This is a genomic window from Mycetocola sp. Y719 (assembly GCF_056713205.1).
This window is the reverse complement of record NZ_JBWYGY010000002.1, coordinates 264,201-286,642: the sequence shown is the minus strand read 5'-3', so window position 1 is coordinate 286,642 and position 22,442 is coordinate 264,201. Positions and strand designations below refer to the sequence as shown.

The 22,442-nt window shown below is 67.4% G+C and carries 18 protein-coding genes and 1 tRNA gene; 12 read left to right on the top strand and 7 right to left on the bottom strand.

The window, feature by feature from the left end:
- Positions 1-4 precede the first annotated feature (4 nt).
- Entirely contained in the window at positions 5-1,429 is a 1,425-nt protein-coding gene (locus tag AC1M0F_RS07740) for a dihydrolipoyl dehydrogenase family protein (protein ID WP_480237644.1), read from the bottom strand.
- Positions 1,430-1,467: 38 nt separating this feature from the next.
- Positions 1,468-2,286, bottom strand: coding sequence for an arginase family protein (locus tag AC1M0F_RS07735; protein WP_480237643.1), 819 nt, complete (start codon positions 2,284-2,286; stop codon positions 1,468-1,470).
- A gap of 152 nt (positions 2,287-2,438) precedes the next feature.
- Here AC1M0F_RS07735 and AC1M0F_RS07730 point away from each other — a divergent pair, with 152 nt between their 5' ends.
- Positions 2,439-3,191: a gamma-glutamyl-gamma-aminobutyrate hydrolase family protein gene (locus AC1M0F_RS07730; protein WP_480237642.1), complete on the top strand. Its 753-nt coding sequence runs from the start codon at positions 2,439-2,441 to the stop codon at positions 3,189-3,191.
- Positions 3,192-3,316: 125 nt separating this feature from the next.
- On the opposite strand, the gene AC1M0F_RS07725 is transcribed toward AC1M0F_RS07730, so the two are convergent.
- Both AC1M0F_RS07725 and AC1M0F_RS07720 read right to left on the bottom strand, forming a co-directional pair.
- Entirely contained in the window at positions 3,317-4,105 is a 789-nt protein-coding gene (locus AC1M0F_RS07725; RefSeq protein ID WP_480237641.1) for a PspA/IM30 family protein, read from the bottom strand.
- A 40-nt stretch (positions 4,106-4,145) separates the two neighbouring features.
- On the bottom strand, positions 4,146-6,179 hold the full coding sequence (locus AC1M0F_RS07720) for a TPM domain-containing protein (RefSeq protein WP_480237640.1): 2,034 nt from the start codon (positions 6,177-6,179) through the stop codon (positions 4,146-4,148).
- A gap of 147 nt (positions 6,180-6,326) precedes the next feature.
- On the opposite strand from AC1M0F_RS07720, the gene AC1M0F_RS07715 reads away from it, so the two are divergent.
- A complete protein-coding gene (locus AC1M0F_RS07715) occupies positions 6,327-7,163 on the top strand; it encodes a DUF3097 domain-containing protein (RefSeq protein WP_480237639.1) in 837 nt (278 codons plus the stop codon).
- 105 nt (positions 7,164-7,268) lie between these two features.
- Here AC1M0F_RS07715 and AC1M0F_RS07710 read toward each other — a convergent pair whose 3' ends face one another.
- Positions 7,269-8,699, bottom strand: coding sequence for a gamma-aminobutyraldehyde dehydrogenase (locus AC1M0F_RS07710; RefSeq protein WP_480237638.1), 1,431 nt, complete (start codon positions 8,697-8,699; stop codon positions 7,269-7,271).
- A gap of 80 nt (positions 8,700-8,779) precedes the next feature.
- On the opposite strand from AC1M0F_RS07710, the gene AC1M0F_RS07705 reads away from it, so the two are divergent.
- The gene (locus AC1M0F_RS07705; RefSeq protein WP_480237637.1) at positions 8,780-10,153 is read left to right on the top strand and encodes an aspartate aminotransferase family protein; all 1,374 of its coding nucleotides are present in this window, start codon (positions 8,780-8,782) and stop codon (positions 10,151-10,153) included.
- 48 nt (positions 10,154-10,201) lie between these two features.
- Positions 10,202-10,489 carry a DUF1905 domain-containing protein gene (locus AC1M0F_RS07700; RefSeq protein WP_480237636.1) on the top strand — a complete coding sequence of 96 codons (288 nt, stop codon included), beginning with the start codon at positions 10,202-10,204 and terminating at the stop codon, positions 10,487-10,489.
- A gap of 40 nt (positions 10,490-10,529) precedes the next feature.
- On the opposite strand, the gene AC1M0F_RS07695 is transcribed toward AC1M0F_RS07700, so the two are convergent.
- Positions 10,530-10,602, bottom strand: a tRNA-Arg gene (locus AC1M0F_RS07695).
- Between the two features lie 98 nt (positions 10,603-10,700).
- On the opposite strand from AC1M0F_RS07695, the gene AC1M0F_RS07690 reads away from it, so the two are divergent.
- Complete coding sequence (locus tag AC1M0F_RS07690; protein ID WP_480237635.1) at positions 10,701-11,495, top strand: transglutaminase-like domain-containing protein; 795 nt, start codon at positions 10,701-10,703, stop codon at positions 11,493-11,495.
- Between the two features lie 94 nt (positions 11,496-11,589).
- Here the strand turns inward: AC1M0F_RS07690 and AC1M0F_RS07685 are convergent, their stop codons facing one another.
- Positions 11,590-12,213, bottom strand: a complete 624-nt coding sequence (locus AC1M0F_RS07685; RefSeq protein WP_480237634.1) for an iron ABC transporter ATP-binding protein — start codon at positions 12,211-12,213, stop codon at positions 11,590-11,592.
- Positions 12,214-12,320: 107 nt separating this feature from the next.
- Here AC1M0F_RS07685 and argS point away from each other — a divergent pair, with 107 nt between their 5' ends.
- The 7 genes from argS (at position 12,321) to rho (ending at position 22,350) form a co-directional block, all read left to right on the top strand.
- Positions 12,321-13,988 (top strand): arginine--tRNA ligase, encoded by a 1,668-nt coding sequence (argS, locus tag AC1M0F_RS07680; RefSeq protein ID WP_480237633.1) that lies wholly within the window; start codon positions 12,321-12,323, stop codon positions 13,986-13,988.
- 103 nt (positions 13,989-14,091) lie between these two features.
- Positions 14,092-14,814, top strand: coding sequence for an LmeA family phospholipid-binding protein (locus AC1M0F_RS07675; RefSeq protein ID WP_480237632.1), 723 nt, complete (start codon positions 14,092-14,094; stop codon positions 14,812-14,814).
- Positions 14,815-14,954: 140 nt separating this feature from the next.
- Positions 14,955-16,358: a diaminopimelate decarboxylase gene (gene lysA / locus AC1M0F_RS07670; RefSeq protein WP_480237631.1), complete on the top strand. Its 1,404-nt coding sequence runs from the start codon at positions 14,955-14,957 to the stop codon at positions 16,356-16,358.
- A complete protein-coding gene (locus AC1M0F_RS07665) occupies positions 16,355-17,662 on the top strand; it encodes a homoserine dehydrogenase (RefSeq protein WP_480237630.1) in 1,308 nt (435 codons plus the stop codon). The genes lysA and AC1M0F_RS07665 overlap by 4 nt, the downstream gene beginning before the upstream one ends.
- 2 nt (positions 17,663-17,664) lie before the next feature.
- Positions 17,665-18,747 (top strand): threonine synthase, encoded by a 1,083-nt coding sequence (gene thrC / locus AC1M0F_RS07660; protein WP_480237629.1) that lies wholly within the window; start codon positions 17,665-17,667, stop codon positions 18,745-18,747.
- Positions 18,744-19,673 (top strand): homoserine kinase, encoded by a 930-nt coding sequence (thrB, locus tag AC1M0F_RS07655; RefSeq protein WP_480237628.1) that lies wholly within the window; start codon positions 18,744-18,746, stop codon positions 19,671-19,673. Before thrC ends, thrB begins: the two co-directional genes overlap by 4 nt.
- 433 nt (positions 19,674-20,106) lie before the next feature.
- Positions 20,107-22,350, top strand: a complete 2,244-nt coding sequence (rho, locus tag AC1M0F_RS07650; protein WP_480237627.1) for a transcription termination factor Rho — start codon at positions 20,107-20,109, stop codon at positions 22,348-22,350.
- Positions 22,351-22,442 lie beyond the last annotated feature (92 nt).

Genomic DNA, 22,442 nt, shown 5'->3' with positions numbered 1-22,442 from the left:
CGCTTCAACGGTCGTTCCGGTACGTCTCGAGCAGCCGCAGCCAGATTTCGCTCATCGTCGGGAAGGCGGGGACGGCGTGCCAGAGCCGCGTCAGGGGGACCTCGCCCACGACGGCGATCGTCGCGGAGTGGAGGAGCTCTCCCACGTCCTGGCCGACAAAGGTCACACCGAGGAGCACGCCGCGGTCCTCGTCGACGACAGCCCTGGCGGCGCCCTCGTAGTCGTCCGAGTGCAGCCCGGCACCGGTCACCCCGGCGAAGTCATAGTCGACGACGCGCGTCCGGTATCCCGCCTTCTCTGCTGCGGCAGCAGTCAGGCCGACCGATGCGACCTGCGGGTCGGTGAAGATGACACTCGGGACGCGTTCGTGGTCTGCGGATGCTGCGTGGTCGCCCCACGGTTCGGCCTCCGACTCGTCTCCTGCCGCACGCGCGCCGATGACGGTGCCCGCCGCGCGGCCCTGGTATTTGCCCTGGTGGGTGAGCAGCACGCGATGGTTCACGTCGCCGACGGCGTAGAGCCAGCCGCCGTCGACGCCCCTGACCCGGAGGGAATCATCGACATCGAGCCAGGAGCCGGGCGTGAGACCGATCGTCTCGAGGCCCAGGTCGGAGGTCCGTGGGGTCCTGCCTGTCGCGACGAGCACCTCGGCCGCTGTCACCGTCTCACCTGAATCAAGCTCGATAACCACATCGTCGCCTGTGCGCTCGACCCCGACGGGTGAGCCGTGGAGCACTGTCGCGCCCGCTGCGCGGAGACTCTTCGTGACGGCTTCACCGGCGATGTCCTCGAGGCCGGTCAGCATCCCGCTTCGGGCGATCACGGTGACCGTCGACCCGAGTGCGGTGTAGAGCGTCGCCATCTCGGCGGCAACCACTCCTCCGCCGATGACCGCGAGTGATGCGGGGACGTTCTTCACACCCGTGGCGTTCCTGCTCGTCCACGGCGAGGCATCCTTCAGCCCGGGGATGTTGGGGATCAGCGCAGCCGAGCCGGTGGCCACGGCGACGGCGTGCCGTGCCGTGAGGGTCACGAACTCGCCGTTCGGACCGGTCACCTCGACTTTCCGCACCCCGGCGAGCCGCCCGTGGCCGCGCACGAGCGCGATACCCGTCTGCTCCAGCCACGGCAGTGAACCTGAATCGTCCCAGTCGCTGACCCAGTAGTCGCGTCTCTTCAGGACGGCGTCGACGTCGAGGTCACCTGACACGGCCTGCTTCGCGCCGTTGACGCGCCTGGCGGCATCCACGGCGGCAGGAGGACGGAGCAGCGCTTTCGACGGAACACACGCCCAGAACGAGCAGTCTCCTCCGACGAGTTCGCTCTCCACGATCACACAGGAGAGTCCGGCTTTGGTGGCGTAGTCGGCGACGTTCTCTCCGACGGGTCCAGCACCCAGAACGATGAGGTCATACTCGGTATCGGTCATTGTTCGAGGCTAGGGCCACCCCGGGGTGGTGGGAAAGGTCAGCGGGCGAGAGCGCCGAGAATTCTCAGGATGGTTCCGAGATCGTCGATGGCATGCGCCGAGCTCGCGGGGGCGAATCCCGTGATGCCTGCTCCTGCAAGTGCGAATCCGGCCTTGACGGCGCCGATCAGCTCGATCAGGTGCGCGGCAGGAAGTCCGAACGGCTCCGCCCAGTCGGTTCCGGCGATGTCGGCAGGGTCGAGCACGTCGAGGTCGACGTGGATGTAGACCCTGGTGGCTCCGGATGCTGTGACCGCGTCGAGAAGGGCGGCAGGCGTCAGCTCGTCGACGGACAGCATTGTGATGGGGGAGCCGTCGAGGAACTCCTGCTCGGGACCGTCGATGTCGCGGGCTCCGAGCACGAGGAGCCGGCCGGGGGCGAGCGGGTTCCTGGCTGCGAGGTCGGGCACGCCCTCGCCGGTGAGAGCACGCAGCACCATGCCGTCGAATGATCCGGACGGCGACTCGTCAGGTGTGTTGAGGTCGGGGTGGGCGTCGAACCAGAGCACGCAGGTGTCGTCGCTCGTCGACAGCACGTGATCGACGGCGGCGAGTTCCACCGAGCATCCGCCACCGATCGTGATCACGGGGGCGGTCGCGGAACGGAGCGCGGCGTCCTGCCGTTCGCGGATGATCTTCAGCGAGGACAACCGGTGAACGCCGGTGTCGAGTGACTCTCCGGCCTCGATCGGGACGTCGACGACGACGGTGGCCGAAGAGGGAAGGTCCCCGCGGATCGCCTCAGCTCCATCGATGAGCCGCATCGCGCGGGACGAACCGGAACCTTGCCACGCGGGCACAACCACGAAAGTCGCCATCCCCCAAGTATCCGGTTTTTGAGCAGCTCGCGCGACGTGCGGACGGCCATGCCAGGCACGACTGTTGCGGCCTGTTGCATCTGGCGTGGCAGGCGGGCCATCCGCAGTGCAGAATGGTCCAAGCGCAGCACCGCGACAGGGAGGAGGCCGGGATGACCGAGAACACCCACGGCCGCCGTCTCGTCATGGTCGAGGTGACCGCCCAGCGTGACCACTCGCCGGCGTACGACGCCTATGTTCGCACCATGATCGACCGGGCGGCCGCTGACGCGCGCGACTCCGGCTGGGACGTCACGCAGCTCTCCGCCGCGGACCTCGGCGTCGACGGTCTCCTTCACGCCGCCGATGACGCCGATGCGGTCGTCATCATGGGAGGCGAAGACATCGATCCCCAGTTCTACGACGGCGAACGCGGCTACGAGGGCGAGGGCTACCACTTCGAGGTGGCGGATGCCGCCCAGATCCAGCTCGTCAGGGTCGCCGCATCCAGACGGATTCCCGTGCTCGGCATCTGCCGCGGCCACCAGATCATCAATGTGGCCCTCGGCGGAACTCTCCTGCAGCACGTCGACGCGTCAGGGCACCGCAACATCGACCTCCCCGTCGAGTACGCGCTCGTGGAGCATCCGGTTCGCCTGCTGCCCGGAAGCGGACTCGGCGAACGCTACGGCCGCGATCACCTTGTGGTGCAGAGTGCCCACCACCAGGTCGTCGACCGCCTCGGCTTCGGCCTCCGTGCCGTGGGCTGGGCACACGACGGACACATCGAGGCGATCGAGCACGACACACTCCCGATCACCGGCGTGCAGTGGCACCCGGAGGCTCTCCTCGCTCCGGCCGGTCAGCTTCTCGTGCTCCTCGACTCCCTCGCCGCGCAGGCGGACACGGTCCTCGAACGCGCCTGACCACCTCCGTCAACGGCGGCCAACCGACGGCATCCCGTCTGTAGAAACAGAAACGGGAGAAGGATGCCGCTTTCGCAGCGTGTCCTTCTCCCGCGTCTGGGTCCCGGGCGGTCAGCCCGGTCGCATTACTCGTTCGGCGTGTACGGCGCGCCCTGTGTCGCTTCGACGGCGTGCGGTGCCGGCTTAGCCGTGACGGCGGCTGAGCCACCGGACTTCAGGGCGGCGAGACGGGCCTCGACCTCGGTGAGCTCACCGATGTCCTCGAGGGACTCGAACTGCGCGTCGAGGCTGGACGCCGCGAGTTCCTGCTGGCCGCGGACCTTCGCCTCTTCCCGGCGGATCTTGTCTTCGAACCGGCTGACCTCGCTGGTCGGGTCGAGGATGTCGATGCTCTTGACGGCGTCGGCCACCTTCTTCTGGGCCTCCGCGGTCTTCGCACGGGCGAGGAGCTCGCTCCTTTTGCTCTTCAGCTGCTCGAGCTTGCCCTTCATGCCGTTGAGGCCGTTCTTGAGCTGCTCGACGACCTGCGACTGCGAGGCGATCTGCGGCTCGGCCTGGCGGGCCTCGCCCTCGGAAGCGATCTGGCGCTGCAGGGCGATCTTCGCGAGGTTGTCGAACTTGTCTGCGTCAGCGGTGTTGCCCGCCGTGCGGTACTCATCGGCCTTGCGGCTGGCGGCGAGGGCCTTGTTGCCCCAGTCGCTCGCTGCACGGACGTCCTCTGCGTGGTCCTCCTCGAGCAGTCGCAGGTTGCCGATGGTCTCGGCGATGGCGCTTTCGGCATCAGCGATGCTGTTGGTGTAGTCACGCACCATCTGGTCCAGCATCAGCTGGGGGTCTTCCGCCTGGTCGATGAGCGCGTTGATGTTCGCCTTCGCCAGCTGGGCGATGCGCCCGAAGATCGATTGCTTGGCCATGATTCTTCCTCTCGATCGGTATCTGTGTCTTCGGTGGCCGTCAGAACCGGCCACCTCCCCGCCGGGAGCGCGTACCGCTCCCGCCGAAACTTCCTGCGCTGCGGCCACTGCTGCGACCGCCGCCGAACCCGCCGCCTCCGCCGCCGAATCCGCCGAACCCCCCGCTCGAGCGGCCGCCGCCTCCGAGCACCGAGTTGATGATGATGCCGCCGAGGATGGCGCCCATCATGCCGTTGCCAGACTGCTGCTGTCCGCCGCCCATCATGCCGCCGAAGCCGCCCTGCTGCATACCGAAGCCGGACACGTCGGACTGGGCCGAGTCGATGGCGGCGCGGGCCAGCTGGTCGGCCGTCTGTGCGCTCGCGAGCGCCGCTACGGGGTCGGATGCCGCGAGCTGCTGTGCCTGAACAAGGTTGCGTCCCGCCTCGGCGAGCCGGGTTCGTGCGTCGGCGCCGACGGCTCCGCGCCTGGCGGTGATGTAATCCTCAGCGGCGGAGACCACTGCGCCTGCGGACGAGAGTGCCTGCCCGAGCTGGGACTGGGCTCGCTGCGACCGCGCCTGGGCGTCGCGGACCTGCTGCAGGATCCCGTCGATCGAGGTGTTCGCGGCCTCGAGCCGTGCGAGCAACTCGCCGGGGGCGTGCTGGCCTGCGGCTCGCTTCTGCTCCACCTCGGAGACGACTGCGTCGGTGGCGGCGATCACGTTCACGAGGGAGCCGTCCGGGTCCGGCTGGGACCGTGCCAGCTGCAGGTCGTTCCTGAGATCGGTGACGACAGCGGTGATCGACCGGTCTGCTGTATCGAGGTCTGCCCCGAGCTTGTCGATGGCGTCGAGCAGGAGTCCGGCCTGGTCGATGGCCTCCTCAGCGGCACGGATGTCCACGGCAGCGCCGGCGAGGTCCCCTGCGGCGATGTCCGCGTCAGCGGCGGCGAGCGTCTGGTCGGCGAAGAGGAGCCGTTCGGCCGACTGCTCGAGGTTGTCGGCGACGGTGCTCAGTGAGGTGGCGGCGTATCGGCTGGACAGCGACTGCAGAGTTTCGGCGGCAACGGTGGACCGCGAACCGACCTGTTGCCGCTCGGTGCGCAGCGCAGCGACGGCTGCGGGCGCGTTCTGCTCCAGTTTGCGCAGCTCGTCGAAGGCGTCGGCCTCGCGGTCGAGGGCTGAGTTCGCGTCAATGCAGAGGCGGACGATCTCGGCGTTCCAGGCGCGGACCTGCTGCTCGCTGTCCGGTGCAGCGTCGGTGAGCTGCTGGCGGATCGTGAACGCTTGCGAGAGGTTGTCCTTCGCCGTGGCGATCGCCGTCCGGAACGCCGCGACGGTCTCTTCGCCGTACTGCGCGACGGCGAAGCCGAGCTCTTCCTCGCTGGTCTTCACGGCGTCGTCGGTGGCGACGAGCGCGCTGCCCGCCTGGCGTTCGAGGTCGACGGTCGAGACCGCTGCAAGCTCCGCCGGCTCGCCGGCACGGGGATCCACGGCGGGTTTCCGGCGGCGCAACACGACGACGATCACGATGATGCCGATCACAACGGCGACGCCGATGATGATCCAGATGATCGAGTTCGAGCCTTCGCCGTCAGCTGACGCCGTCACGTCCTCGCCTGCGATGGCGTTTCCGAGCCCGCTGGCGGCGGCGATCGCGGCGCCCGCCCAGTCGTCTTCCCTCAGTTGCGGCTGGACGAGTTGCTGTTCGATCTCCCCGAGCTGCTCCTCGGTCACCGGTCCGTCGCTCGCGCCGGAGAGGTAGTAACTGCGCTGGTCGACAGCGACCGCCAGCAGGTACTGTGCCGGCCCGAGGCCGTTCGCCTCAGCGGTGCCGTTCGCCCAGTCGCCTGCGTCGCTGGGGTTGGTGAACTCGTCGACGTAGACGACCCACAGGTCGGCCCCGCTGTCGGCGTTGAGGGTGTCGATGGCGGCGTCGATCTCGCTGACGTCCCCTGACGAGAGAACGCCCGCATCGTCGAGCACCCGGTCAGACCCGAGTTCGACAGGATCGGCGGCCAGCGCGGCTGCAGGATTCCCCAGCACGATCGCGGCGCTCACTGCCGCAATCGCCCAGAATGAGCGTGCCCGCATCTGCCCGCCTTCTGTTCGTCGGTGGAGGTACGATCCCGAGTCTAGGGTTGCCTGGCTGAATGCGTCCAGAGAGTCGGAGGGGCCTTGCGTGCGGCGACTGCGCGTGGCATCCGGACGACGCAACAGACGGCGACTACCGTAGCCCGGGTGAGTTACGACCCCTACGGATCCGATGTGCTGGCGACGAACTGGCGCGCCAGCAAGACCCCGCCACCCGCCGAGCACGAGGCGCTCGCGGATCTCGTCGTAGAGGAGACCGCGACGGGCTGGTGCGGTGCCGTCACCGGCATCGAAGGCAAGACCGTGCAACTCGAGGACAGGCACGGCAAGCGCCGGGTTTTCCCGCTCGGCCCCGGGTTCCTCCTCGACGGGAAGCCGGTCATCCTCGTCGCGCCGAGAAAGAAGGCCGGCGCCCAGACCCGAACGGCATCCGGTTCGTTCGCGGTCGCGGACTCGCGTGCCCGCGTCGCCCTTCCGTCGCGGATCTACGTCGAAGGGCGACACGACGCCGAGCTCGTGGAGAAGGTCTGGGGCGACGACCTGCGGGTCGAGGGTGTCGTCGTCGAATACCTCGGCGGCATCGATGACCTCGCCGCGATCATCGCGGACTTCGCTCCGACCCCGAAGCGCCGGGTGGGCGTTCTCGTCGACCACCTCGTGCCGGGGTCGAAGGAGAGCCGGATCGCGGATGCCGTAATGCGCGGCAACCACGGAGGGAACGTCCTCGTCGTCGGGCACCCATACATCGACGTCTGGCAGTCGGTGAAGCCGGAACGCGTCGGGCTGAAGACCTGGCCGGACATTCCCCGGTCGATCGAGTGGAAGAAGGGGATCTGCGGTGCACTGGGGCTGCCGAACGAGAGTCAGGCCGACATCGCCAGGGCGTGGCAGGCCATCCTCCGACGGGTGAGGACGTACTCGGACCTCGAACCGGCGTTCCTCGGCCGCGTCGAGGAACTCATCGACTTCGTCACGGCGCCGTAGCGCTGACAGCATCCGTACGATTCACAGGAGATCGCACGATGAACAGGATGATTCGCCCGATCTTCTCCTGACAACCGTCCGATCTCCTGTTTTCGTGCCGGGGTGTCAGGTTCCGATGTACGACATCACGTGCTTGATGCGCGTGTAGTCCTCGAAGCCGTAGAGCGACAGGTCCTTGCCGTATCCGGAGTGCCCGAATCCGCCGTGCGGCATCTCGGCCACGATCGGGATGTGCGTGTTGATCCAGACGCAACCGAAGTCGAGCTTCTTCGCTGCGCGCATCGCCCTGCCGTGGTCGGTGGTCCACACGGACGAGGCCAGGCCATACCTCACGCCGTTGGCCAGACGGAGGGCCTCGGCCTCGTCGGTGAACGACTGAACGGTGATGACCGGACCGAAGATCTCCTCCTGGACGGCCTCGTCCCGTTGCCGCAGCCCGGAGACGACGGTGGCCTCGACGAAGTAGCCCGGGCGGTCGATGCGGCGACCGCCGAGTTCGACAGACGCGTGGTCGGGCAGCCGGTCGAGCATGCCGGTGACCCGGCCCAGCTGTGCGGCGTTGTTGACAGGGCCGAACAGGACGTCCTCATCCGGGGCGCCCGTCGTGGCATCCTCCCTGGCGCACGCGGTCAGGGCGGCGACGAAGTCGTCGTGGACGGATGCCTGCACGAGCACACGCGTCGCCGCCGTGCAGTCCTGGCCGGCGTTGAAGTAGCCGGCAGCGACGATCCCGCGTGCTGCCTTCTCGAGGTCGGCGTCGTCGTAGACGATGACCGGCGCCTTGCCGCCGAGTTCGAGGTGCACACGCTTCAGGTCGGCGGCAGCGGATGCGGCCACCTCCATTCCTGCACGCACCGAACCGGTGATTGACACCATCGCCGGGATCGGATGCTCCACCATGGCGGCCCCGGTGGACCTGTCACCGGTGACGACGTTGAACACGCCTGGAGGAAGGAACTCTGCGGCCAGTTCTGCCAGCAGCAGCGTCGACGCCGGCGTCGTGTCCGATGGTTTCAGGACGATCGTGTTGCCGGCGGCGAGCGCTGGCGCGAATTTCCAGGTCGCCATGTTGAGCGGGTAGTTCCACGGCGTGACCTGACCGATGACACCGATCGGTTCCCTCCGCACGTACGAGGTGTGATCGGTGAGGTACTCGCCGGCGCTGAGCCCGCCGAGGGTGCGGGCCGCCCCGGCGAAGAACCGGATCTGGTCGGCGGACATGAGAATCTCGTCCGCGATGAGGTTCTTCAGCGGTTTACCGGTGTCCCGCGACTCGACGGCGGCGAACTCCCCGGCCCGTTCCGTCAGCGCGTTGGCGATCCGGAGTAGCGCGCGCTGGCGCTCCGACGGGGTCGTCTCACCCCACGACTCGAACGCCACCGCGGCTGCTTCGTATGCGAGCCCCACATCACGTGCGCTCGACACCGGGCTGGTCGCATAGACCTCGCCCGTCGACGGGTCGATGATGTCGAGGCGACCGTCGCCGTCGGCATCCGTTCGCCGGCCGGAAATGAAATTCTGCAGGTGCGTGGTCATTTCGCTGTCTCTTTCCTCGGGGGAGGGACGGGGAGTAGCCTCAGCGTAATCCGCAGGGCCGCGACAGAGGGAGCACCGAGATGACCGACGACGGGACCGAACTCCGGAGGAAGGCCCACGATCACCTGTGGATGCACTTCACCGACCAGACGCGGATGGATCGCGAGCCGGGGATCCCGATCATCACCCGCGGCGAAGGGCACCACATCTTCGACGACAGGGGCAAGCGCTACATCGACGGGCTGTCCGGGCTGTTCGTGGTGAACGCCGGCCACGGCAGGAAGCGACTGGCTGAGACGGCCGCGCGGCAGGCGGAACAGCTCGCGTTCTTCCCGCTCTGGTCCTTCGCGCACCCGGCCGCGATCGAGCTCGCGGAACGCCTCGCCGGCCACGCGCCAGGCGACCTCAATCGCGTGTTCTTCTCCACGAGCGGGGGAGAGGCGGTCGAGACGGCTTTCAAGCTCGCGAAGCAGTTCTGGAAGCTGCGCGGCAAGCCGGGGAAACACAAGGTCATCTCGCGGGCCGTCGCGTACCACGGCACGCCGCAGGGGGCGCTGGCGATCACCGGCATCCCCGCGATGAAGGAGATGTTCGAACCGGTGACGCCCGGCGGGTTCCGGGTGCCGAACACGAACTTCTACCGGGCCCCCGAGCACGGCGATGACCTCGAAGCGTTCGGGCTGTGGGCGGCGAACCGGGTCGAGGAGCAGATTCTCTTCGAGGGCGCCGACACGGTCGCGGCGGTCTTCCTCGAGCCGGTGCAGAACTCCGGCGGATGTTTCCCCCCACCTCCCGGATACTTCGCCAGGGTGCGCGAGATCTGCGACCAGTACGACGTTCTGCTCGTCAGCGACGAGGTGATCTGCGCGTTCGGGCGGATCGGTGAGATCTTCGCCTGCAACGCCTACGGATACGTGCCGGACATGATCACGTGCGCGAAAGGCATGACGAGCGGATACTCGCCGATCGGCGCGACGATCATCTCTGACCGCATCTACGAGCCCTTCGCGAACGGTGAGGCGTATTTTCCCCACGGCTACACCTTCGGCGGGCACCCGGTGTCGGCGGCGGTCGCCCTCGACAACCTCGACATCTTCGACGAGGAGGACCTCTGCGGGAACGTCCGTGCGAACAGTGATGCGTTCCGGTCGACCCTCGAGAAACTGCTCGACCTGCCCATCGTCGGTGACGTGCGTGGAGACGGCTACTTCTTCGGGATCGAACTCGTGCGAGACAAGGCGACGAAGGAGACGCTGTCAGGGCCGGAATCCGAGTACCTGCTCAAGGGCGTCATCTCCAACGGCCTGTTCGAGAACGGTCTCTACTGCCGTGCAGATGACCGCGGTGATCCGGTGATCCAGCTGGCACCACCCCTCACCGTCGGTCCTGCCGTGTTCGACGAGATGGAGCAGATCCTCCGTGGGGTGCTTACAGACGCGTGGTCGAAGCTGTAACCGACAACGACGGATGCCGTGAGACGGCCGGCTCGGTAGCGTGGGCTCATGACCCCTGAACCCCGGACCCTCGATCACACCTTCACGGCACCCATCGGTGTCGACGTGAAAGGCGAGGTGTGGTCGTGCGTCGAGATGCCCGGTTCTGTCGACTACTTCGGCACGGGCAAGTCGGTCAGGGTGGTCGCAACCGTCGACGGTCAGCCCGTCACAGCGGCGTTCATGCCCACGGGGACCGGCGGGCACATGCTGTCGATCAGCGCGAAACTGCGCAAGCTGATCGGCAAGGACATCGGCGACCAGGTCACCGTGCATCTCAGTGAACGACTCAGCTGAGCGAGCGGAATGACTGCTCGCTGCGTGACTGGAAAAAGTGTGCCCTCGACAGGATTCGAACCTGCGACCTACGGTACCGGAAACCGACGCTCTATCCCCTGAGCTACGAAGGCGTATAAAACAAAACTATCAGAATTCAGAGGGTCCCAATCCCCTCGGAAGAGCCTCGGCCGGTGACGGATGCCGCGCCGCGGCATGTGAGGATGGTCGAATGCATCGCACCGTTTCGGCCCACCTCGAATTCCGCCTCGGCGGCTCCAGCGATGTCATCCTGTCTATTGCTGTCGCCGCGGGAACGCCGATCCTCTCTGAGACCCTGTCGATCCGTTCATCCAACGGAACGATCACTCCCATCGAGCTCACCGACAGGCACGGGTCGAGGCTGCACCGGTTCACCGGGCACGCAGGCGGGCACGAGATCCACTACCACGCCGTCGTTGCCGGGCAGCGGCCGGCGGAACCGGCCAGCCCGCTCGATCACATCCTGTACCTGCGCCCCAGCCGCTACGCCGAGTCGGACAAACTGTTCCGCTCAGCGCGCGACCTGTTCGGCGGACTGCACGGTCAGGTGCTGCTCGACGCCGTCGCGTCGTACGTTCACGACAACCTGAGTTACGTGCCCGGGTCGAGCGATGTCGGCGACAGCGCCGCAACGACGTTCGCATCCAGGCAGGGCGTCTGCCGCGACTACGCACACCTGGTCATCGCGCTCCTTCGCGCCTGCGACATGCCCGCCCGCATGGTCTCGGCATACGCGCCTGGGCTCAAGCCGATGGACTTCCACGCGCTCGCCGAAGCGTGGGTCGACGGTCGCTGGCAGATCGTGGATGCCACCCGGCTGGCACCGCGGCAGTCGCTCGTCCGCATCGCCACCGGCCGCGACGCATCCGACATCGCGTTCCTGACCAACCATTTCGCGAACCTCACGCTCGACCGTGTCGAGGTGGGTGCCGTCGCCCAGATGCTGCCGATGGACGACCAGCGCACGCCGGTGCTCCTGGCCTGACGGCGTTCACGCGGGTGTTCCGGCCCTGCGCGGGTGTTTGTTCACCCGCTCGAAGCCGAATCGCCCGCGCTACGGCACCGGGCGCCGCGTCGCGCTACGCGGGAAGGTGCGCGATCGCTGCTTCGGCGAGCTGTTCGGCGTCGCCTGGCTCGAAGAATGCGACCGAGCGCATGGTCACCCAGTACGAGCCGCTGAAGACCTGGGCCTCGCCCTGGGAGCCGATGACGATGAAGTAGCCCTCCACAGGGGGAGCGCCGTAGGTCGGGACCTGCTGGCTCTCGGTGACCGCGAGGTTCTTCAGCGCGGTCAGCTCGTCGTCGGAGAGCTTGGCGACGCCGACGTCGATGGTCTCGTTGCTCGAGTTGTTGACCCACTGGCAGGTGAGTCCGTTCATGCCGGCGATCTGCCCCGCTTTGCTGTCCGCGGCGGGTTTGCCGTCCTCGACGAGGCTGACGTTCGGGTTGAACGCGTACATGTCGTCAGGCGTGAGCAGAGCGTCGCAGGTCGTGTCGACCTTCTGGCTGACGATCGTGTCGCTCGTGGGCTCCGGGGTCGGCGTGCCGCTCGGTGTCGAGCTCTGGCTCGGTTTCGGGGTCGGGCTCGAGGATGCCGCAGGGGCGTCGGCTGGGGCGCAGCCGGAGAACAGGAACGCACCGATGAGGACGGCGCCGATGGCGAGCGGGCGTGACGTGCGGGAGCGAAGCGACGAGGAGGCCATGTACATCTCTCTGTGTTGGATGCTCCGACGATAGCAAGAGCAATATGCCGGCCCGTGCCGCCCACCCGGGTCGGGGCGAATTCGCGGCTGCGGATAGAATCGAGCGCGTGACTCCTGACGACCTTGCCGCTGCCCTGTTCGATCTCGTCGTTCCGCTTGCCGAGAGCCGACGCGCGGGCGCCGGCGCCGAGATCAGCCGTGACGACGTCATCCTCGAACGTCCGAGGAATCGCGATCACGGTGACTGGTCGTCGAACGTCGCCATGCGCATCGCCAAACGCCTGGGCGCGAACCCGCGTGAGCTGGCGACAGACCTGGCCGCTGGCCTTGCCGCCGTCCCCGGTGTGGCGACAGCCGAGGTCGCTGGACCCGGCTTCCTCAACGTCCGACTCGATGCCGCGGCCGCCGGAGCGCTCGCGCAGGTGATCGTCGACGCCGGGGCCGTCTACGGGCACAACGAGTCGCTCGCCGGGCAGAGCATCAACCTCGAGTTCGTGTCGGCGAACCCGACGGGCCCGCTCCACATCGGTCACACCCGCTGGGCCGCACTCGGCGACTCGCTCGCCCGCGTGCTCAGGGCATCCGGTGCCACCATCGCCAGCGAGTACTACATCAACGACGCCGGAAGCCAGATGGACACCTTCGGCGCCAGCGTGCTCGCCGCGATCAAGGGGGAGCCGACGCCCGAGGGCGGGTACCCCGGCGCCTACATCGCGGAACTGGGCCGCCAGGTGCTCGAGATCGAACCAGGCCTGCTCGACCTGCCCGCCGACGAGGCGCTCGCGACCGCGCGTGAGCTCGCCTACAAGCTCCAGCTGGTCGAGATCGAGAAGTCCCTGGCCTCCTTCAACGTGCATTTCGATGTCTGGTTCTCCGAGCGCGAACTCCACGCCAAAGACCCCGCCACCGGCCGGAGCGCCATCGACAGCGCCGTCGACCGCCTCCGTGAGCAGGGTCACGTCTTCGACGAGGACGACGCTGTGTGGGTGCGCACGACCGATTTCGGGGATGACAAGGATCGCGTCATCCGCCGCGGCAACAACATCTACACCTACTTCGCCGCGGATGCCGCCTATTACCTGTCGAAGTCCGATCGCGGTTTCGCCCACAAGATCTATCTGCTCGGCGCCGACCACCACGGCTACGTCCACCGTCTCAAGGCACTCGCCGGTGCCGCAGGAGACAACCCGGACACCGACATCGAGATCCTCATCGGCCAGCTGGTCAGTGTGAACGGCGCGAAGCTGTCCAAGCGCGCAGGCAACATCATCGAACTCGACGACCTCCAGGCATGGATCGGGACGGATGCCCTCCGCTATTCGCTCGCGCGCTACCCGGCGGACTCGCCCCTCACGCTCGACCCCGAACAGCTGAAGAAGCGCAGCAACGACAACCCCGTCTTCTACGTGCAGTACGCCCACGCGCGCACCCGCTCCGTGGCGAGGAACGCCGAGACGGCAGGTGTCGACAGGAGCGTATTCGCCCCTGAACTGCTCGACCACGAAACCGAGTCGGCACTGCTCGGCGCGCTGCAGGAGTTCCCGCGCATCGTCGCCCAGGCTGCCGAACTGCGTGAACCGCACCGCGTGGCCAGGTACATCGAAGAGGTCGCGGGCCTCTACCACCGCTGGTACGACAACTGCCGGGTGATCCCGCTCGGTGAGGAACCGATCGGCGACGTGCACCGCACCCGGTTGTGGCTCAACGACGCCACCAGCCAGGTCATCCGCAACGGTCTCGCCCTGGTCGGCGTCTCGGCACCCGAGCGGATGTGACGTGACGTCGCAGGAGGCTAACGGCTGGGCTCAGCTGAGCCGGGGTTCCGATGACCACAGCGAGCCTCGTCGCAGATCGGCGGGCAGGCGGTGGCTCACCGCCATGATCGTGCTGGTCGTCGCCCTGCTCGTCGTCGTCGGCGGTGCGTTCCTCGCGGAGTCGGTCGCGCGCGGATTCACCGAGGATGCGGTCGCCGCGGCCGTCGAAGCCAACCTCCCGTCGAACGTGGAGGCGACCGTCGACGTCGACATCGCCGGGGACTGGGTGATCCTGCAGCTGCTCAGCGGCCGGATGCAGGACGTCACGATCACCTCGGACGATGCCGTCTTCGAGGGCATCCCCGTCGACCAAGTCACGGTCACGGCATCCGGAGTTCCGATCGACCTCAAGTCGGCAGTTGATTCGATCGACGCAACAGCGACACTCGACCAGGCAGCGCTCAACGAGCTGCTCGCCCTCCCGGGCAACGACCCCGAGCTGGTTCTCGGTGAAGGAACCGTCGGATACGAGGACTCGACGACGGTGTTCGGTTTCAGCGTCGGGTACCTCATCACCGCCGCCCTCACACCGGACGGAACCGATGTCCTCCTCACGCCCGAGGGCGCAGAAGTCACCTCATCGGCAGGGAGCCTCGACGTCTCCGGGATCGTGGATCGTCTTCTGGGCTCTGAACCGGTCCGCGTCTGCGTGGCCGACCGGCTGCCCGTCGGCGTCACCATCTCCGGGATCGACGTGGCCGGTGGGCAGGCCGCGCTGAGCCTGGCCGCGTCCGACTTCACCCTCTCTGGCTCGTCACTCAGGTCGACGGGGGAGTGCCCCGAGTAGGGCGCGAGACGCCGGTGGATTCCGTGGCCCGCATACGCCGCGTGCCACAATTCGACTGCGGCTTCTGAGTTCTCGGTAGAATTCATTACGTCTCCACCGCTCACCCGCGCGGTACGTCCCCCGCACGATTGGTTCCTGCCGTGGCTTCTCACCCACTCGCCCCGTCGTGGCTGCGCCTGCCGGACGACGCGAACGCCCTGCAGGAGTCGGTCTGGTCCCGGAACGCGACTCGGACGGCGACCGGCGAAATCGCCGTCGCAGGAGTGGCCGCCTCTGACCTCGCCGCACAGTTCGGGACCCCTGTCTACGTCGTCGACGAGGCGGATGCCCGTTCCCGCGCAGCGGACGTCCTCGCGGCCTTCCAGCGTGAATTCGCCGCGGTCGGCAGCACGGCGACCGTGTATTACGCCGGAAAAGCGTTCCTCTGCACCGAGGTTGCCCGCTGGGTGACCGAGGCAGGCCTCAACATCGACGTGTGCTCCGGCGGTGAACTCGCCGTCGCCCTGGCCGCAGGAGTCGACGCGTCGCGCCTCGGCCTGCACGGCAACAACAAGTCGGTGGCAGAGATCGACAGGGCCGTCGGCGCAGGCATCGGCGCGATCGTGATCGACAGCCTCCAGGAGATCCCCCGGGTCGCCGAAGCTGCAGCGCGTCACGGCCGCACACAGTCCGTCCGGCTCAGGGTCAACAGCGGAGTGCACGCGCACACCCATGAGTTCCTGGCCACGGCGCACGAAGACCAGAAATTCGGTCTTCCCCTCGAACACGCCGCTGACGCCGTCGCGATCATCAGGGGTTTCGACTCGCTCCACTTCCTCGGCCTGCACTGCCACATCGGATCGCAGATCTTCGGCTCTGACGGTTTCGCCGAGTCAGCCGCCCGGCTGCTGTCCGTCCACCGCGACCTTCTGGCCGGCGGCGCTGTGCCCGAACTCAACCTGGGGGGCGGCTTCGGCATCGCGTACACCGCGGCAGACGACCCGACCCCGATCGACGAACTCGCCCGCGAGATCGCCGGGATCGTGGCATCCGAATGCTCACGTCTCGACATCGACGTGCCGCACGTGGCCTTCGAACCAGGCCGCGTCGTCATCGGCCCGAGCACGTTCACGCTCTACGAGGTGGGAACGACGAAAGACGTCGAGGTCCAGACGGATGCCGGGACGTCCGCCGTCCGCCGTTACGTCAGCGTCGACGGGGGAATGAGCGACAACGCGAGGCCGGCGCTGTACGGTGCGGACTATTCGGTGCGACTGGCCGGCAGAACCTCCGACGTGGCCCCCGCGCTCATCCGCCTCGCAGGCAAGCACTGCGAATCAGGCGACATCCTCGTCAACGCCGACTATCTTCCCGGCGACGTGACGCCGGGAGACCTCGTCGCCGTCCCGGCGACGGGCGCGTACTGCTGGTCGCTGGCGAGCAACTACAACTACCTGGGGCGCCCGCCGGTCGTCGCTGTCCGTGACGGCGTCGCACGCGTGATCGTCCGCGGCGAAACCGAGTCCGACCTACTGGCGCGAGACGCCGGATTGGATGCACGATGATCGAATACCGCACTGTCCGAGTGGCTCTGCTCGGGGCCGGATCCGTCGGATCGCAGGTGGCCAGACTCCTCCTCGCCAACGGCGACGAACTGGCAGCCCGCGCAGGGGCGAAGCTCGAACTGGTCGGTATCGCCGTGCGCGACATCGACGCGGAGCGCGACGTCGATCTCCCGCGTGAACTCCTGACGACGGATGCCGAATCCCTCGTCGTCGGCGCCGACATCGTGATCGAGCTGATCGGCGGCATCGAGCCCGCCCGCTCGCTCATCCTGCAGGCCATCAACGCAGGAGCGGACGTCGTCACCGGCAACAAGGCGCTCCTCGCCGCACACGGCCCTGAACTCTTCTACGCCACCGAACAGGTCGGCGCTGAGATCTACTACGAGGCGGCCGTCGCCGCTGCCATCCCGATCATCCGGCCGCTGCGCGACAGCCTCGCCGGAGACAACGTCAAGCGGATCCTTGCGATCGTCAACGGCTCGACCAACTTCATCCTCGACCGGATGGACCGTTTCGGCGACAGCATGGAGGACGCCCAGAAGACGGCGTTCGAGCTCGGCTTCCTCGAGGCGGACCCCACCCTCGATGTCGACGGGTACGACGCCGCCCAGAAGGCCACCATCCTGGCCAGCCTCGCCTTCCACAGCACCGTCCCGGCTGACGGCGTCTTCCGCGAGGGCATCGCAGACATCACGCCGGCGCAGATCGAAGCGGCCCGCAAGTCCGGTCATGTCATCAAGCTCCTGGCCATCGCCGAGCGCATCACGACCGAAGATGGGACCGAGGGCATCTCCGCCCGCGTGTATCCGGCGCTCGTCGCGCGTGAGCATCCTCTCGCCGCTGTCCACGGTGGGAACAACGCCGTGTTCGTCGAAGCGGAGGCCGCAGGGCCGCTCATGTTCTACGGCGCAGGCGCCGGCGGGGTCCAGACCGCATCGGCCGTGCTCGGAGACCTCGTCTCCGCCGCGCGCCGACACGTGGCAGGCGGCCCTGGGCTGGGCGAGTCCACCCACGCAGACCTTCCCCTGCTGCCCATCGGCGCCGTGATCACGAAGTACCAGATCACCCTCCTGGTGAGCGACCTGCAGGGTGTTCTCGCCGAGGTCGCGTCGATCTTCGCGTCGGGCGGCGTCTCGGTGGAGACCGTCGAACAGACGGTCGACCCGGACGAAGACGGAACGGCGTTCCTCGTGATCGGCACACATGCCGCGCGGGAGCACGCCCTCCAGGCCACCGTCGCCGCCCTGAAGGCGAGCGACGTTGTCGATTCAGTTGTCAGTGTTCTACGAGTTGAAGGAGCCTAGAAATGGCCAAGCAGTGGCGCGGAGTTCTGCACGAGTATGCAGACCGTCTCGACGTGACGGACAAGACACCGATCATCAGCCTCGGTGAGGGCGGAACACCGCTCATCTACGCGGCCGCGCTTTCGGCGCGCACCGGGGCGAAGGTGTGGGTCAAGTACGAGGGCATGAACCCGACGGGTTCGTTCAAGGACCGCGGCATGACCATGGCCGTGTCGAAGGCCGTCGAGGCCGGCGCCAAAGCCGTCATCTGCGCGTCGACAGGCAACACGTCGGCATCCGCCGCCGCGTACGCCACCCACGCGGGGATCACCGCTGCCGTCCTCGTGCCCGAGGGCAAGATCGCCATGGGCAAGCTGGCGCAGGCCATCGCGCACAACGCCCAGCTGATCCAGGTGCAGGGCAACTTCGACGACTGTCTCGACATCGCTCGTGAGCTCTCCGCGAACTACCCGGTCCACCTCGTGAACTCGGTCAACAACGACAGGATCGAAGGCCAGAAGACCGCGGCATTCGAGGTCGTCGAAGTCCTCGAGGATGCACCGGACTTCCACTTCATCCCTGTCGGCAACGCCGGCAACTACACCGCGTACACCCGCGGCTACACCGAAGAACTGCAGCGCGGCGTCAGCACGAAACTGCCCCGGATGTTCGGGTTCCAGGCTGCAGGAAGCGCACCGCTCGTCACCGGCAGCGTCGTGAAGAACCCTGAGACGGTCGCGAGCGCCATCCGTATCGGCAACCCGGCATCATGGGAGCTCGCGCTCACCGCGAGGGAAGCCACGAATGGCTATTTCGGAGCGATCGAGGACGACATGATCCTCGCCGCCCAGCGCATCCTCTCGGCCGAGGTCGGCATCTTCGTCGAACCGGCATCCGCGATCAGCGTCGCCGGGCTGCTCGAGCGTGCTGAGGCCGGCGAGGTTCCCGCCGGGTCCACCGTCGTGCTCACCGTCACCGGCCACGGCCTCAAGGACCCGCAGTGGGCCCTTCGCAACGCAGAAGGCGGCGAGATCGCCCCGACCATCGTCCCCGTCGACGTCAGCGAAGTTGCGAGCGTTCTCGGGCTGGTCAAGGGCACGGCGTGAGCCTGACGGGCCGGTCAGTCACTGTCCGCGTTCCGGCCACCTCGGCCAACCTCGGCCCGGGGTTCGACACCCTCGGGCTGGCGCTCAGCGTCTACGACGAGGTCACCGTCACGGTGAGGGACGAGCCGGGGGCCTTCGTCGACGTCCGCGGCATCGGCGCAGGCGTCGTGCCGACGGATGAGTCGAACCTCGTGGTCAGTTCGCTCGCGTACACCTTCGAGGCCATGGGCCAGCCGGTACCAGGCGTCGACCTCGTCGCGAACAACGTCATCCCTCACGGCCGCGGGCTCGGTTCGTCGGGGGCTGCGGTCGTGGCGGGCATCGTCGCGGCCAAGGGCCTGCTCCAAGGCATCGTCGAGATCGACTCGGACACGCTCCTGCGCATCGCCACCGAGCTGGAGGGGCATCCGGACAACGTCGCCCCTGCCCTGTTCGGCGGTCTCACGATCGCGTGGCTCGAACCGACCGGCCCGCAGCACAAGAAGCTCATGGTCCATCGCGGCGTCGCGCCGCTGATCTTCGTTCCGCAGCACACCCTGTCGACGAAGCTCGCCAGGAGCCTGCAGCCGGTCAGCGTGCCGCACGAGGATGCCGTCTTCAACGTGTCCCGTTCCGCCCTGCTGATCGCTGCGCTCACCCAGAGCCCCGAACTCCTGTTCGCCGGCACCGAGGACAAACTGCACCAGAGCTACCGTGCAGCAGCCATGCCTGAGACCGACCGGCTCGTCGCCCTGCTGCGTGCACGCGGCTATGCGGCCGTCGTCTCAGGGGCCGGTCCGTCGATTCTCGTCCTCGCCGACGGCCCCGGTCGCAGGCTGGATGCCGCCGAACTGGTCGCAACGGAGTCGGAGTCGCCCTGGGAGGCGATGTTCCTGGCCGTGGACGTGAAGGGCGCGTCCCTTTACTCGTCGCGAAGCGACGAGTAGGGACGCGAAAGGCGGCAGCCCTAACCAAGGCAACCTCGAAAACGAGACGGCGACCCGCAACCATCTCGTGACCCCGGCAGCCCGAGCTATGGCAATCTCGACAACGAGACGGCGACCCCCGACCACGTCGTGACGTAATCAGCATCGACGCGAGACGCCTGAACTGGGGCCACGACGCGCCCGTTCGCTCGGTGCTGCGGCGTCGTGCAGTAGTGGTAGAGTTGACCCGATCCCGACAGGCAACGCCGAACAGGCAAATCTGGCCTTCGGGTGATTTCTGCAAACCCAACGCCATCGCCGACAGCATTGTGTATCTGTGCTCTGAGGTACACACGGCGTGTAGGGCGCGAGTCAATCTGACGGACTCTCCTGCACACGCGATGAGCTCTCCTGACGCGCATGCCGCGGTTCAGGGGGAAGGAACCCACTCTCAGTGACAAACGTCAACATCCGTATCGATACGGAATCAGGCGCAAACCTGACATCCCTCAAGGTCTCAGACCTGCAGCTGCTCGCCAGCCGATGGGGGATTCAGGGCGCATCCAAACTTCGCAAGGGGGAACTCGTGGAGAAAATTTCTGAGGCTCAGGCCGCAGCCGATGTCGACGGGGCAACGCTGCCCGGCACCCTCGACGTGGAACTGCCGTTCGACGCGCCTGCCGAGGCCTCCGCCCCGGCTGACGCAGCGACTCCAGTGGAGGCGCCGGCTGTCGTTGCCGAGCAGCCCCTCGCCGAAGCTCCTGCCGTCGAAGCTCCCGTGGCCGAGGCTCCCGTGGTCAGGAAGCGTGCGCCGCGTCGTGCGACCACGCAGTCCGCCAAGGAAGCAGCCCCGGTTGCTGCGGCCGGTCACATCAACTCCGACGGCGCAGCCCAGATCCCGGATGCCCCGGTCGCGGATGCTCCAGCGCAGGCCGCCGACACATCCGACACATCCGCTACGACCGACTCGACCGTCGACGGCGAACAGGCCGTGGCCGATGAAGCCCCGCAGCGGCCGAAGAAGAACAACCGTCGCGGACGCGGTGCCAAGGCCGACCGTGCGGAAAGCACAGACGACCAGGCCGAGGCGGCACCGGCAGAAGCCGAGACCGTCGACGCCGGCGAGTCCGACGACTCCTCCCAGGAGCCCCGTCAGGGCCGTGGCCGTGGCCGCAACCGCAACCGCAACTCCAACGCCGACCAGGCGCAGGCATCCGACGAGAAGGCCGCTCAGAACGACCGCGGCCAGAACGAGCGCGGCCAGAACGAGCGTGGACAGAACGAGCGCGGCCAGAACGAGCGCCGTAACAACGACCGCCAGACCGACCGTCAGCCCGATCGCCAGGAGCGCCCCGACCGTCAGCCGGAACGCGGCGACAGCGACCGTTCAGGCAACGACCGCAACCAGCAGCGCGACCAGCAGGACGAGGGTGGCCGTAACGGCCGCAACCGGTACCGCGACCGCAAGCGCCGCGGAGGCCAGGACAGCGCCGATTTCGAGCCGGAGATCTCCGACGACGACGTGCTTCTGCCCGTCGCCGGCATCCTCGACGTCCTCGACAACTACGCCTTCGTGCGTACCTCCGGCTACCTGCCGGGCTCGAACGACGTCTACGTCTCGCTCGGGCAGGTCAAGAAGTACAACCTGCGCAAGGGCGACGCCGTGGTCGGAGCGATCCGCCAGCCGCGTGAGAACGACACCAACGCACGCCAGAAGTACAACGCCATCGTCAAGGTCGACTCCGTCAACGGCCAGACCGTCGACGAAGCAGCCGCTCGCGTGGAGTTCGGCAAGCTCACCCCGCTCTACCCGCAGGACCGCCTGCGTCTCGAGACGGAGCCGGGCAAGCTCACGCAGCGCATCATCGACCTGATCGCCCCGATCGGCAAGGGCCAGCGCGGCCTCATCGTCGCGCCGCCCAAGGCCGGCAAGACGATCGTCCTTCAGCAGATCGCCAACGCCATCTCGATCAACAACCCTGAGGTCCACCTCATGGTCGTTCTCGTCGACGAGCGTCCTGAAGAAGTCACCGACATGCAGCGCACGGTGAAGGGTGAGGTCATCGCCTCCACCTTCGACCGTCCGGCAGAGGACCACACCACGGTCGCCGAACTCGCCATCGAGCGCGCCAAGCGCCTGGTCGAGCTCGGACACGACGTCGTCGTGCTGCTCGACTCGATCACCCGCCTGGGCCGCGCATACAACCTGGCAGCGCCGACCTCCGGACGCATCCTGTCCGGCGGTGTCGACGCATCCGCCCTGTACCCGCCGAAGCGTTTCTTCGGTGCGGCGCGCAACATCGAGAACGGTGGCTCGCTCACCATCCTCGCCACTGCGCTCGTCGAGACCGGGTCCAAGATGGACGAGGTCATCTTCGAAGAGTTCAAGGGGACCGGTAACTCCGAGCTCCGTCTGTCGCGCCAGCTGGCCGACAAGCGCATCTTCCCCGCCGTCGACGTCAACGCATCGTCGACGCGTCGCGAGGAGATGCTGCTCGGTGCCGATGAGGTCCGGGTCACCTGGAAGCTGCGTCGTGCCCTCGCCGGTCTCGACCAGCAGCAGGCACTCGAGGTCGTCCTGGGCAAGCTCAAGGAGACCCAGTCCAACGTCGAGTTCCTCGTCCAGATGCAGAAGTCGATGCCGGCACCCGTTGCGGGCACCGGTCACAGCCACGGCCACGAGCGCGACCACCGCTAGCTGAGCTGACGAACCCGTTTGCTCCGGCAGGCACCCATCGGGGTGACCGGCCGGAGCAGGCGGGTTTTCTCATTGGTCAGGTGGCAGGATGA

Excerpts from the sequence above, each read along its gene's own strand:
- AC1M0F_RS07740 (WP_480237644.1), bottom strand. The coding sequence starts at position 1,429 with ATGACCGATACCGAGTATGACCTCATCGTTCTGGGTGCTGGACCCGTC.
- AC1M0F_RS07735 (WP_480237643.1), bottom strand. The coding sequence starts at position 2,286 with ATGGCGACTTTCGTGGTTGTGCCCGCGTGGCAAGGTTCCGGTTCGTCC.
- AC1M0F_RS07730 (WP_480237642.1), top strand. The coding sequence starts at position 2,439 with ATGACCGAGAACACCCACGGCCGCCGTCTCGTCATGGTCGAGGTGACC.
- AC1M0F_RS07725 (WP_480237641.1), bottom strand. The coding sequence starts at position 4,105 with ATGGCCAAGCAATCGATCTTCGGGCGCATCGCCCAGCTGGCGAAGGCG.
- AC1M0F_RS07720 (WP_480237640.1), bottom strand. The coding sequence starts at position 6,179 with ATGCGGGCACGCTCATTCTGGGCGATTGCGGCAGTGAGCGCCGCGATC.
- AC1M0F_RS07710 (WP_480237638.1), bottom strand. The coding sequence starts at position 8,699 with ATGACCACGCACCTGCAGAATTTCATTTCCGGCCGGCGAACGGATGCC.
- AC1M0F_RS07705 (WP_480237637.1), top strand. The coding sequence starts at position 8,780 with ATGACCGACGACGGGACCGAACTCCGGAGGAAGGCCCACGATCACCTG.
- AC1M0F_RS07700 (WP_480237636.1), top strand. The coding sequence starts at position 10,202 with ATGACCCCTGAACCCCGGACCCTCGATCACACCTTCACGGCACCCATC.
- AC1M0F_RS07690 (WP_480237635.1), top strand. The coding sequence starts at position 10,701 with ATGCATCGCACCGTTTCGGCCCACCTCGAATTCCGCCTCGGCGGCTCC.
- AC1M0F_RS07685 (WP_480237634.1), bottom strand. The coding sequence starts at position 12,213 with ATGGCCTCCTCGTCGCTTCGCTCCCGCACGTCACGCCCGCTCGCCATC.
- AC1M0F_RS07675 (WP_480237632.1), top strand. The coding sequence starts at position 14,092 with ATGATCGTGCTGGTCGTCGCCCTGCTCGTCGTCGTCGGCGGTGCGTTC.
- AC1M0F_RS07665 (WP_480237630.1), top strand. The coding sequence starts at position 16,355 with ATGATCGAATACCGCACTGTCCGAGTGGCTCTGCTCGGGGCCGGATCC.
- thrC (WP_480237629.1), top strand. The coding sequence starts at position 17,665 with ATGGCCAAGCAGTGGCGCGGAGTTCTGCACGAGTATGCAGACCGTCTC.